The sequence below is a fragment of the Lysobacter sp. 1R34A genome (genome assembly GCF_051217035.1).
GTDB lineage: Bacteria > Pseudomonadota > Gammaproteobacteria > Xanthomonadales > Xanthomonadaceae > Lysobacter.
The window spans coordinates 1-11672 of record NZ_JBPKJP010000114.1 but is presented as its reverse complement, the minus strand read 5'-3'; the positions used below and the strand labels follow the sequence as shown (position 1 = coordinate 11672).

Annotated in this window: 9 protein-coding genes; 2 read left to right on the top strand and 7 right to left on the bottom strand. The window is 68.4% G+C overall.

The genetic code is table 11. The features are described from left to right. Nucleotides 1-672, top strand: a 672-nt coding sequence (locus ACSAMQ_RS18045) for an MFS transporter (RefSeq protein ID WP_435396987.1), incomplete at its 5' end; no start/stop codon positions are given. Between the two features lie 277 nt (nucleotides 673-949). Here ACSAMQ_RS18045 and ACSAMQ_RS18040 read toward each other — a convergent pair. Beyond that, entirely contained in the window at nucleotides 950-1438 is a 489-nt protein-coding gene (locus tag ACSAMQ_RS18040; protein ID WP_435396986.1) for a transcriptional repressor, read from the bottom strand. Between the two features lie 31 nt (nucleotides 1439-1469). Next, the gene (gltX, locus tag ACSAMQ_RS18035; RefSeq protein WP_435396985.1) at nucleotides 1470-2870 is read right to left on the bottom strand and encodes a glutamate--tRNA ligase; all 1401 of its coding nucleotides are present in this window, start codon (nucleotides 2868-2870) and stop codon (nucleotides 1470-1472) included. 230 nt (nucleotides 2871-3100) lie between these two features. Here gltX and lpxH point away from each other — a divergent pair, with 230 nt between their 5' ends. Further along, the gene (lpxH, locus tag ACSAMQ_RS18030; RefSeq protein ID WP_435396984.1) at nucleotides 3101-3835 is read left to right on the top strand and encodes a UDP-2,3-diacylglucosamine diphosphatase; all 735 of its coding nucleotides are present in this window, start codon (nucleotides 3101-3103) and stop codon (nucleotides 3833-3835) included. A 161-nt stretch (nucleotides 3836-3996) separates the two neighbouring features. Here the strand turns inward: lpxH and ACSAMQ_RS18025 are convergent, their stop codons facing one another. The 5 genes from ACSAMQ_RS18025 to ACSAMQ_RS18005 form a co-directional block, all read right to left on the bottom strand. Next, nucleotides 3997-6270: a TonB-dependent receptor gene (locus ACSAMQ_RS18025; protein WP_435396983.1), complete on the bottom strand. Its 2274-nt coding sequence runs from the start codon at nucleotides 6268-6270 to the stop codon at nucleotides 3997-3999. 664 nt (nucleotides 6271-6934) lie between these two features. After that, nucleotides 6935-7750, bottom strand: a complete 816-nt coding sequence (locus ACSAMQ_RS18020) for a ferritin-like domain-containing protein (protein WP_435396982.1) — start codon at nucleotides 7748-7750, stop codon at nucleotides 6935-6937. Nucleotides 7751-7757: 7 nt separating this feature from the next. Further along, nucleotides 7758-9227 carry an amidophosphoribosyltransferase gene (purF, locus tag ACSAMQ_RS18015; protein ID WP_435396981.1) on the bottom strand — a complete coding sequence of 490 codons (1470 nt, stop codon included), beginning with the start codon at nucleotides 9225-9227 and terminating at the stop codon, nucleotides 7758-7760. 33 nt (nucleotides 9228-9260) lie between these two features. Further along, nucleotides 9261-10112, bottom strand: coding sequence for a CvpA family protein (locus tag ACSAMQ_RS18010; RefSeq protein ID WP_435396980.1), 852 nt, complete (start codon nucleotides 10110-10112; stop codon nucleotides 9261-9263). A gap of 102 nt (nucleotides 10113-10214) precedes the next feature. Next, the gene (locus ACSAMQ_RS18005; protein ID WP_435396979.1) at nucleotides 10215-11327 is read right to left on the bottom strand and encodes an SPOR domain-containing protein; all 1113 of its coding nucleotides are present in this window, start codon (nucleotides 11325-11327) and stop codon (nucleotides 10215-10217) included. Nucleotides 11328-11672: the final 345 nt, after the last annotated feature.

Genomic DNA, 11672 nt, shown 5'->3' with positions numbered 1-11672 from the left:
CGCGTCGCGCCCGCCGCTGCGCCCGGCAGCGTCGTCGCCGCGCCGGCGGCCGAAATCGGCCTGCGCGCGCAACTGCGCGTCGCCCTGCGCGACCCGAGCTACTGGATGCTGCACCTGGGCTTCTTCACCTGCGGCTTCCACATCGCCTTCCTCGTCACCCACCTGCCCGGCGAGATCGCCCTGTGCGGCCTGTCGGACAATGTTTCGGCGGTGTCGCTGGCCCTGATCGGCTTGTTCAACATCGCCGGCAGCCTCGCCGCCGGCTGGCTCGGCCAGCGCTATCGCATGAAGCACCTGCTCGCGCTGATGTACGCCAGCCGCGCGGCGATGATCGCGATCTACCTGCTGTCGCCGCCGACCCCGCTGACGTTCTATCTGTTCGCCGCCGGCCTGGGTCTGACCTGGCTGGCGACGGTGCCGCCGACCGCCGGCCTGGTCGGCAAACTGTTCGGGCCGCGCTATCTGGGCACCCTGTTCGGCCTGACCCTGTTCTCGCACCAGATCGGCGGCTTCTTCGGCGCCTGGTTCGGCGGCATCGCGATGGCGAAGTTCGGCGACTACAGTTGGATGTGGTACGCCGACATTGCCCTGGCCCTGATGGCCGCGGTCGCGAACCTGCCGATCCGCGAAGCGAAACCGGTCGCGGCGGGTCTGGTGCCGGCGAAGGCTTGAAGGGCCCCACCGGAGACGCGAATCATCGGAAGGTTGTGCAGCATCGAGTTGCACGGCTCCCGCGCTTCGCAAAAAGGGGTTGGGGGATTTGCTTTTGAGCTCGACGCACAGCGCAGCCACACAGCAAGAGCAGCCCCTATCCAAAGGGACTAGTTCAACAAGGCGCTCTCGCCGCGGTGTCGCTCACAGGGCGGACTCGCGCGGCTATGCAGTCGCGAATCGAATCCCAGTCCCGAATCCCGAATCCCGAACCCCGAGTCCCGAGTCCCCAACCGCCTTAAACCCTGGCAGCCACGCAATCGGCGCACATCCCGTGCACTTCCAGGGTCTGCGCCTGCGGCACGAAGCCGAGCGCGCGGGCGCGGCCTTCGAGCAGGTCGACGATGCGTTCGTCTTCCAGTTCGGTCGCCGACTGGCAGCTGTCGCAGATCAGGAACGGCACCGCGTGCTGGGCGCCGCCGGGGTGGTGGCAGCCGACGTAGGCGTTGATCGAGGCGAGCTTGTGGATGAAACCGTGCTCGAGCAGGAAATCCAGGGCGCGGTAGATCGTCGGCGGCGCGGCGGCGTCGTGGGTGGCCTTCATCTGGTCGAGCAGATCGTAGGCCTTCATCGGCTTGCCGGCCGCGGCGATCAGGCGCAGCGCGTGGGCGCGGATCGGAGTCAACCGCAAGCCGCGCTGGTCGCAGGCCCGCTCCACCTCCTGCACGAAGGCGTCGCCGTCGTGGACGTGGTGCTGGGGATCGGTACAGGCGTGGCTGGTGCTCATGGCGGACTCCATAGTCGCGGCGCGATGCTTCCTACGCAGGGAGTTTAGTGAGGGCGGCGTCGATGCGTTGCAAGGCCTGGGCCTGGCCGGCCAGGTACACCGTATGCGAGATGTCCGGGCTGACCTGGGTGCCGGTGATGGCCACCCGCAACGGCTGGGCGACCTTGCCCATGCCGATGGCGAGCGCTTCGGCGGTCTCGTGCAGGGCGGCCGAGACGGTCTCGGCGGTCCAGGCGCTCAACCCGCCCAGGCGGGCGCGGGCCTCGACCAGCGGCGCGCGCGCGTTCGCGGTCAGGTGCTTGGCGACCGCGGCATCGTCGTACTCGGTCAGCGGCCGATACCAGACAGACGCGCGCTCGGCCATGTCCTTGAGGGTCTGGACTCGGTCGCGCAGGGCGATCACCACGTCGGCCGGGGCCGGGCCGCTGGCCAGGTCGTAGCCGTTATGGAGCAGATGCCATTCCAGGTGGCGGCCGACCGCGGCCGGGTCGTCGCTCTTGAGGTATTGCTGGTTGAGCCAGCCGAGCTTGGCCGAATCCAGACGCGAGGCCTTGGAGTTGACGTCCTTGAGCTCGAACAACCGGGTCATCTCCTCGATGGAGAAGATCTCCTGGTCGCCGTGCGACCAGCCCAGGCGGACCAGGTAGTTCAGCAACGCGTGCGGCAGATAGCCGGCGTCGCGGTACTGCATGACGTCGGCCGCGCCGGTGCGCTTGGACAGCTTGTTGCCCTCTTCGTCGAGGATCATCGGCAGGTGCGAGAAATGCGGCACCGGCGCGCCCAGCGCCTGGTAGATGTTGATCTGGCGGGGGGTGTTGTTGACGTGGTCGTCGCCTCGCACGACATCGCTGATGCGCATGTCGAGGTCGTCGACGACGACGGCGAAGTTGTAGGTCGGGTAGCCGTCGGCGCGGAAGATCACCAGGTCGTCGAGTTCGTTGTTGGCGATCTCGATGCGGCCCTTGACCTTGTCCTCGAATACGACGCTGCCGTCGAGCGGGTTCTTGAAGCGGATCACCCGGTTCGGGTCGTCGCGGAAGGGCTCGTTGCGGTCGCGGTAGGCGCCGCTGTAGCGCGGCTTCTCCTTCGCCGCCATCGCCGCATCGCGCGCCGCGGCCAGTTCTTCCTTGGTCTCGTAGGCGTAGTAAGCCGTGCCGGCCGCGACCATCTGCTCGGCGACCTCGCGATAGCGCTCCAGCCGGTGGGTCTGGTAGATCGGGCCTTCGTCGTAGTCCAGGCCCAGCCACTGCATCGCCTCCAGGATCGCGTCGATCGCGGCCTGGGTGCTGCGCTCCTGGTCGGTGTCCTCGATGCGCAGGATGAACTGGCCGCCCGCGCGGCGCGCTTCCAGCCAGCAGTACAGCGCCGTGCGCGCGCCGCCGATGTGCAGGTAACCGGTGGGACTGGGGGCGAAACGGGTGCGGCAGGTCATGCGGGGCTCGGTGAATCCTGGGAGACCGGGGATTTTAACGGAGCCGGGGCGCAGGCGTCGGGAAACCGCGAACCGGCGCCCGCGCAGGATGCTCGATTAATGCCCATCAGGCGCCTGCCCCAGGCCCGCCTGCCTTGCACTACGGCGGATACCGGCGGCGCCCCCGGCCTCGCTCAGGCTCGTCCGCGGCCCACCACGCGCCCATGAATGCCGGTGGCTAAACTAGGCCCATGACGACCCTCTTCATCTCCGACCTCCATCTGGACGCCGAGCGTCCGCAGATCACCGAGCTGTTCGGCCGCTTCGTCCGCGACGAAGCCCGCGGCGCGCAGGCCTTGTACATCCTCGGCGACCTGTTCGAGGCCTGGGTCGGCGACGACGACCCGTCCGAGACCGGCGCCTTCGTCGCGCGCGAGCTCAAGGCCCTGGCCGACAGCGGCGTGCCGGTGTACTTCATCCGCGGCAACCGCGATTTCCTGCTCGGCGAAGACTACGCGCGGCGTGCCGGCATGACCGTGCTGCCCGACCCCGCGGTGGTGCCGCTGTACGGCCAGCCGACCCTGATCGGCCACGGCGACCTGTTGTGCACCGACGACCTCGCCTACCAGCAGTTCCGCGCCCAGACCCGGCACCCGGCCTGGCAGGCGCAGTTCCTGTCGCAGCCGCTCGCGGCCCGCCTGGCCTTCGCGCAACAGGCGCGCGCCGCGAGCAAGGCGCACCAGGCCGGCCTGCGCGACGAGGGCCGCATGGAAACCATCACCGACGTGTCGCCGGCCACGGTCGCCGACACCTTCGCGCGCTACGGCCTCGACCGCATGATCCACGGCCACACCCATCGCCCGGCCGTGCACGAGCTGGAAGTCGCCGGCCGCGCCTGCCAGCGCATCGTGCTCGGCGACTGGTACGAGCAAGGCTCGGTGTTGCGCGTCGACCGCGACGGCGCGCGCCTGCAGACGCTGGACTGAGCGGACCCGCTACCGGCCGCGCAAACGAAAACGCCCGGACGCGAGTCCAGGCGTTCGCATGAGGCGACGGGATCGAGCAAGACCCCGTCGCCGTGCCGCACCGGCATCCGATGCGGCACGGCAGCGGACGGCTCAGCGCCTGCCGCTTAGAGGCGCATTTGTTAGAAACGCACTTCCGCGGTCAGGAAGGCCTGGCGCGGCGCGCCCGACTGCACGGTGTAGTTCAGGCCGCGCGGATCGGAGGCGACGAAACCGTTGGTGCCGAGGCTGCCGAAGTACTGCTTGTCGAAGGCGTTGGTCAGGTTCAACTGCAGCTTGAACGCATCCGCCCAGGACAATTCCTTCCACTCGTACGAGGCCGAGGCGTCGACCACCCAGAAACCCGAGACCTGCGAATCGTTGAGGTAGGTCAGGTAGCGCTTGTCGGTGTACTTGGCGCCCAACTGCAGCGACAAGCCGTCGCGTTCCCAGCGCACTTCGGTGGCGTACAGACGCTTGGGCGCGTCCACCACCTGCTTGCCCTTGGTGCGGACCAGGGTGGTGCCGTCGAGATAATCCGATTCGTACTGCGAATCGTTGAAGGCCAGCGAGTGGTACCAGCTGAAGCCGGCGAACGGCTTCCATACCACGGTCACTTCGGCGCCGCGGCTTTCCACGTCGCCGACGTTGGCGAAGCTCGAGGCGCAGCCGACGATGCCGGCGCAACGCGCGATGGCGAGCAGGCGGTTCTCGAAGTTGACCCGGTACACCGCTACCGACGCCTCGATCTGCTCGCGGCTGGTGCGCAGGCCCGCTTCCAGGGTCTTGGAGCTTTCCGGCTCCAACGACGCGACGGCGGCGTTGAACGCGGCTTGCGAGGTCGAATGCGGGCCGTTGACGCCGGTGCGGAAGGCCGACAGGTTTTCGCTGTAGGAGCCGAAGATCTCCTCATGCTCGGTCAACTGCCAGCGCGCGCCGAGCTGCGGCAGGAAATTGTCTTCCGACACCAGCTTGCCGCTGGCGCGGCTGGCGCCGCCGATCAGGGTCTTGCCGTCGGTTTCCACGCGCAGGCCCTTGAAGCCGGCGTCGATGGCCAGGCGGCCGCCGATGAACTCCATGTGGTCGAGCACGTAGAACTGGCGGGTGTCGGTGTCGAAGCGCTGGCGGAACACGCGCGCGCTCGGGTTGCGATAGAAGAAGATCTCGTCCGGCGCTTCGTTGCGCTGCAGGTCGTAGAAGTTGCGCTGCACGCCGTGGGCGTTCTTCTCCAGCCACAGGCCGGCCTGCAGGCGGTGGTCGCCGATCTGCCAGGTCAGGCTCGGCATGATGCCGGTGCGCTCGATGTCGTATTCGGTGGTGCGCATGCGCAGCGGCACGGTCGGCGAGACCGCGTACGGCGTCGCCCAATGACCCTGGCCCTGGTTGTTGTGGTAGTAGGCGGTGGCCGACAGCACCAGGTCGTCGCTGACGTTCCAGTCGGCGCTGAGGTAGGCCAGATCGTCGTCGCGCACGCCGCGGGCGATGTAATACGCGTCGTCGAGGCTGGTCACGCCGCCGCTGAACTTGCCGTTGGCGGCGTCGATCGCGCGCTGCCAGTCGTTGGCGTAGTTGTCCCAATCCATGCCGAGGCGGCGCGCGGATTCGAGCGAAAGATCGGCGTAGTCGGTCTCGCGGCGGCGCGAAGTCGCGGCATAACCGGTCACTTTGACGTCGTCGTTGGCGTAGACGAACTTGCCGTTGAACTGGCCGTTGCGCTGCGGGCCCTCGCCCTTCCACTTGTCGGTGGTGTGGAACACGCCGCTGAGGTAAGCGCTGAAGCCGTTGTGGTCGCCGGTGTCGATGCGTGCATAAGTGCGGCTGGTGGCGTCGCTGCCGACGGTCTGGGCCAGGCGCAGGCCGTACTCAGCCATCGGGTCGGCGCTGAAGAAGCGCAAGGTACCGCCGAGGTTGCCCGAGGATGCGGTGTCGATCGCACCGCTGCCCTGCGAAAGCTCGGCGCCGGACAGGTTTTCGGAGGCGATCGCGCGGCTGATGTGCAGGCCGTTGTGGTTGCCGTAGCTCATGTCGCCGAGCGGCACGCCGTCGAGGGTGAAGCCGAGCTGCTGCTGCGAGAAGCCGCGGATGCTGAGCTTGCTCGACCACTCGTAGTTGCCCCAGGGATCGGAGCTCTGGAAATGCACGCCCGGCAGCTTAGCCATGACCTTGAGCGGGCTGGTGCCGGCGGCCACGCGCTGCAGGTCCTGCTTGCCCAACGACTGCACCTGGCGGGTCTGGCCGGTGCCGACCACGGAGACCGCGTCGAGAGTGGTGGCGTCGTCGACCGCGCCCGCGCCGACCGCGGCGGTGGCCGGATCGACAGCAGTGGCGGAGGAGGCGGCGGTTTCGGCGGCGAGGCTGTTGCCGGCGTACAGGCAGAACAGAATCGAGGCGGCGAGGAGCGTCGTCTTCGTCGTCATTTCAGGGGAACTTCCAAATCAGAGTGGCCGCCGCGCGTAATGCGCAGTCCGCTCTTGGGCGGCGTCAGAGCGAAGCCCGGAAGTCTGTCGACTTGGTGTGAACGGGATATTGCAGAACCGCGTCAGTTGGTGGATTCGGCAAAGAGGCTGGGCGCTGGTCCACACCGAAATGCGCCGCGCGACGGCTCACTTCCCAACTTTCGGAAGTCAAGCGCGCTAGAAGGCGCCTGCCCACTGTCGCTGCCGAACAGCACCCACCGCCATCCTCGCTGCCCGTCTTTGCTTTCCAACGTTTCAACCACTCGATCAGGCGGACCATGACGCGAATCGAGTCGCCCGCCGTCCTGCTTCAGATTTCGGCCAATTCCTGTTGCGAATCGGAATTGAATCCGCCGAGCGACACATGGCTCTTCCTATTCACTCCGGAGCGTAGCTTTTTGGCGGATTTCCAAAGCCGTTCCAGAATGCCCACAGCCGCCCACAGTGTGTGGCACTCCAACATGCTTCTCATCCCTCGATTCAGCTCCTCCGCGTCTATTTTCCCGGTATGCGACATCCGATATCGCCAGCCATTCGTTAGGATTTTGAATGGACTCATGGCTTATTTGCACGCCGCAAGCACAAAGAAAGGAGGATGCGCTTTGGTCGCGGCGACCGCGGCGGCTCAACGGGCCGCGAAGGCCTCGAGCATGCGCAGCTCTTCCTCGTCGAAGCCGGCGGCGCTGCGCGCATCGAAATTGAACGGCCCGTAGAGTACGGCGCGCGCGTACTCGGCCAGCAGTTCGCGAAAGCGCGGCAACGGGTCGACGCCGGCGCGTTCGCAATACCAGCGGAACCAGTGCGAGCCGGCGGCGACGTGGGCCACTTCCTCGCGCAAGATGGTTTCGAGGATCGCCACGGTCGCCTCGTCACCGAGCGAGCGCAGTTTCACGATCATGCCCGGGGTGACGTCGAGCCCGCGCGCTTCCAGCACCCGCGGCACCAGGGCCATGCGCGCCAAGCCGTCGTGGGCGGTCTTCTCGGCCATCTCCCACAGACCGTTATGGGCGTCGAAATCGCCGTAGTCGTAGCCCAGTTCGCGCAGGCGTCCACGCAGCAGGCTGAAATGCCGCGCCTCGTCGTTGGCGACGCCGACCCAGTCGGCATAGAACTGCGCCGGCAAACCGCGGAAGCGATAGACCGCGTCCCAGCCCAGGTCGATGGCGTTGAATTCGATGTGGGCGATCGCGTGCACGAACGCGGCGCGGCCGTCGGGCGTGCCGAAACCGCGCTTGGGCAATTCGCGCGGATGCACCAGCGCCGGCTTGGCCGGCCGGCCCGGCATGCGGATCGGCTCGGGCGGCGGCGCATCGTCGGGCACCGCCAGCTCGCCGCGCGCGAAGGCCTGCGCGGCGGCGAAGGTCAACTCGACCTTGGCCTCGGGGGTGTCGGCGTCCAGGCAGGCGCGCGCGGCGTCGAACAGCGAAGTCACCGCGCGCACTCCAGGCTCAGGACGCGCGACGCGTCTTCTTGGCCTCGTCCGAGCGCAGTTGCTGGATGCGCTCGAAGTACCCCGGCTCCACGCCGGTGACGTATTCGCCGTTGAAACAGGACGAGTCGAAGTGGTCGATGCGGTGCTTCGGACCGGACACCGCCTGTTCGAGGGCGTCGAGGTCCTGGTAGATCAGCCAGTCGCAACCGAGCAGGGTCTGCACTTCCTCGTCGGTGCGGCCGTGCGCGACCAACTCGTCGGTCGAGGGCATGTCGATGCCGTAGATGTTCGGGAACCGCACCGGCGGCGCCGCCGAGGCCAGGTAGACCTTGCGCGCGCCGGCGTCGCGCGCCATCTGCACGATCTGCCGCGAGGTGGTGCCGCGCACGATCGAATCGTCGACCAGCAGCACGACCCGGTTGCGGAACTCCAGCGGAATCGGATTGAGCTTGCGGCGCACCGACTTCGCCCGCTCGCCCTGCCCCGGCATGATGAAGGTGCGGCCGACATAGCGGTTCTTGATGAAGCCTTCGCGATACTTCACCCCGAGGGTGTTGGCGATTTCCAGCGCCGAGTCGCGCGAGGTGTCGGGAATCGGGATGACCACGTCGATATCGTGGTCCGGACGCAGGCGCAGGATCTTCTCGCCGAGGGTCTGGCCCATGCGCATGCGTGCCTTGTGCACCGAGACGTCGTCCATCATCGAGTCGGGACGGGCGAAGTACACGTATTCGAAGATGCACGGCGAGTGCTGGCGCGGCTCCGCGCAGGCGCGGGTGAACAACTCGCCGCGCGGGGTGACGACGATGCCTTCGCCCGGGCGCACGTCGCGCACGCGCTCGAAGCCGAGCAGGTCGAGGGCCACCGATTCGGAGGCCACCGCGTACTCGTCCTGGCCGCCGGTACTGCGCTTGCCGAGCACCAGCGGGCGGATGCCGTGCGGGTCGCGGAACGCGACCAGGCCCAGGCCGAGCACGGTCGCGACCACCGCGTAACCGCCGACGCAACGGCGGTGCACGCCTTCGATCGCGGCGAACGCCGAGTCGGCGGTCAGCGCGCGATGGCGGTCGAGTTCGTGGGCGAACACGTTGAGCAGCACTTCCGAGTCAGACTCGGTGTTGACGTTGCGGCGGTCCTGCTCGAACACTTCGCGCCGCAGCATGTCGGTGTTGATCAGGTTGCCGTTGTGGGCCAGCGCGATGCCGAACGGCGAGTTGACGTAGAACGGTTGGGCCTCGTCGGAGCCTTCGCTGCCGGCGGTGGGGTAGCGGCAATGGCCGATGCCGACGCGACCTTCGAGCAGGCGCATCGCCGTCTCGTTGAACACGTCGCTGACCAGGCCGTTGCCCTTGTGCACGCGCAGGCGCGCGCCGTCGGCGGTGGCGATGCCGGCCGCATCCTGGCCGCGGTGCTGCAGCACCGTAAGTCCGTCGTAAAGCTGAGCGGCGACATCCGTGTTGCCGACGATACCGAGAATGCCGCACATAGCGCTTGATCCTGCTGAGAGTCGTTGTTGTTGCTAATGAACGCGTTTGTCGTCCTGGCCGCGGTCGGCGCCGACCTTGGCCGGATCGCCCTTGATCTGCGTGCCCGTCGCGCCAGGCTGCGCACCCTGCTGGCCCTTCTGCGGCAGCATGTCGCGCACCGCTTCGGGCAGGACGTCGGGCAAGCCGTTGGCGAGGCCATCCGGCAAGGCCCCGGACAGGCCGCCGGACATGCCCTCGGGCACCGCCTGCGGCAGCGAATCCGTCCCGCCGCCGCTCGGCATCATGTCCGACAGCCCGCCCGGCAATCCGCCCGGCAGTCCACCGGACAACTTCGGCAGCTTGTCTTCCAGGTTCTTGGCCTCGGCCTGGACCGTCGCCTGCAACGAAGTGCCGCGCCCCTCCAGGTCGACCTTGCGCGCCATCGCGTCCGGCAACGCCGCGCGCATCAATTCCGCGCCGGGCATCAGCACCGCGGCGACCATCGAGCCTTGCCAGGCCGGTTGGCGCGGCAAGGTCGTCATGCCCAGCACCACCAGCAAGGCGCAGGCGAAAAACACGCCGCGCACCGCGCCCAGGCCCAGGCCCATCAGGCGATCCATTTCCGACAAGCCGGCCGAGTGCGCGATCCGCCGCACCACCATGCCGAACAGGCCGACGCCGATCCACACCGCCACGAAGATCAGCGCATAGCCGCCGAGATACGACAGCCAGCCCATCTCCCCGTCGCCGAGGCTGCGCCCCACTTCGCCGCCGAACACATACGCGGCGATGCCGGCCAGCAGCCACGCCGCCAGCGACACCGCCACGCCGATCAGGCCGCGCAGCATGCCGAGCAGCGCCGACAAGCCGACGATCAACAACAAACCCCAATCCAGTGCTGTCATAGCGTGACGCTCCCTCTCGTCGCTGGCGCACGCTCGAGCGGCGCGCCCTGCACCGGCGCGCCTTGCACCGATGTATTCAACTGCAGGCCACGCCGCGGTCCGTCACGGATGCGGCTTGACCAGCGCGTCGCCGACGCCGAGCTTGCCGGCGACCTGCGCCTTCAGCTTGTCCGCGTCGGCGCGATCGACCACCGGCCCCAGGCGCACGCGGTTGAGCGTGCCCTTGTCGGTCCGGACCTGTTCGACGAAGGCGCTGAAGCCGGCGGCCCGCGCGCGGTCGCGCAGCTTGTTGGCTTCCTCGACGTTGCCGAACGCGCCCAGCTGGACCGCGAAACCGGTGCCGGCCGCGGCCGGCTTCGCTGCCGGCTTGGCGGCTTCGGCAGGCTTCGCGACAGGTAGCTTCGTTTCGGCCGGCTTGGTGGTGGCGACCGGCTTGGTTTCGGCGGGCTTGGCCGGGACCACCGGTTTGGCCTCGGCCGGCTTGGCCGGTTTCACTTCCGCGGGCTTGGCCGCGACCGGCTTCGGCGTTTCCGCCGGCAGCGCCGCGGGCTTGAGCGGCTTGCTCTCGCCCAGCGGGGTCGGCGCGCTCACCGACGGCGCCGAGGCCGCCGGCGCGGTCGTGGCGACCGGCGCATCGGCCGAGTCGGCCGCATCGGCGTTGAGCACCACGACCTTCGCGTTGACGTCCTTGCGGACCTTGGTCGAACCCAGTCGCGCCGCCTCGGCGTCGGCCTGGGTCGCGAACGGCCCGATCCGGACCCGGTACAAGGTGCGGCCGCCGGCACCGGCGGCGGTTTCCTGGTAGCCCGGCAGGCGGGCGGCGTGCAGCGCGGCGATCACCCGGTCGGCGTCGCTGGCGCTGGCGTAGCTGCCGAAGCTGACCGCGTAGTCGCCGCCGGCGGTGGACGCCGGCTGCATGGCCTTGGCGCCGGCCGCGGTGTCCACGGTCGGCAAGGTGTCGCTGCCGGTCGAGGCCGGCTCGGCGACATTGGCCGGTTCCATGCCGACCACGCCGCCCTGCGGCGCATCGCCCGGGGTCACCAGCGGCAGTTCGCGGGTCTCGGTTTCGCCCGGGGGCGCGTCCGGCAAGGTCAAGGGAACATCAGAGGCGCCGCTTTCGGGCGCGGGCCCTTTGATCAGCATGGGCAGGAAGATCACCGCCAGTGCGACCAGGACCATCGCACCGATCAATCGCTGTTTCAGGGCAGGTTCCATCGCTACTCGATCACTCGCAGGCCGGTTACCGGCGCGAATTATACCCCCGCGGCGGGCAGGCACCGGTGTGCATGCCTGGCCCGGAGCGTTGTATTCAGAATCCTTGCGGCGCAAGGCCGCGGGCGCGAAAACGCCCGGCGCGAGGCCGCCGCGAGGTACGCCAGGCGAAGGCCGCGGCCGCAAACCGGCCGCTATGCCGGACTAACCCGGCGCCGATTCACTCGCCGCCAGCCAGGCCAGTGCCGCGGCGGCCGTATGGAAGGAGCCGAACACCAGGATGCGGTCGCCGACGCCGGCTCGCGTCCGCACCGCCGCGAGCGCCGTGGCGACGTCGGCGTGGCGGCT

Coding starts and splice junctions, on each gene's coding strand:
- ACSAMQ_RS18040 (WP_435396986.1), bottom strand. CDS start 1,438: ATGAGCACCAGCCACGCCTGTACCGATCCCCAGCACCACGTCCACGAC.
- gltX (WP_435396985.1), bottom strand. CDS start 2,870: ATGACCTGCCGCACCCGTTTCGCCCCCAGTCCCACCGGTTACCTGCAC.
- lpxH (WP_435396984.1), top strand. CDS start 3,101: ATGACGACCCTCTTCATCTCCGACCTCCATCTGGACGCCGAGCGTCCG.
- ACSAMQ_RS18025 (WP_435396983.1), bottom strand. CDS start 6,270: ATGACGACGAAGACGACGCTCCTCGCCGCCTCGATTCTGTTCTGCCTG.
- purF (WP_435396981.1), bottom strand. CDS start 9,227: ATGTGCGGCATTCTCGGTATCGTCGGCAACACGGATGTCGCCGCTCAG.
- ACSAMQ_RS18010 (WP_435396980.1), bottom strand. CDS start 10,112: ATGACAGCACTGGATTGGGGTTTGTTGTTGATCGTCGGCTTGTCGGCG.
- ACSAMQ_RS18005 (WP_435396979.1), bottom strand. CDS start 11,327: ATGGAACCTGCCCTGAAACAGCGATTGATCGGTGCGATGGTCCTGGTC.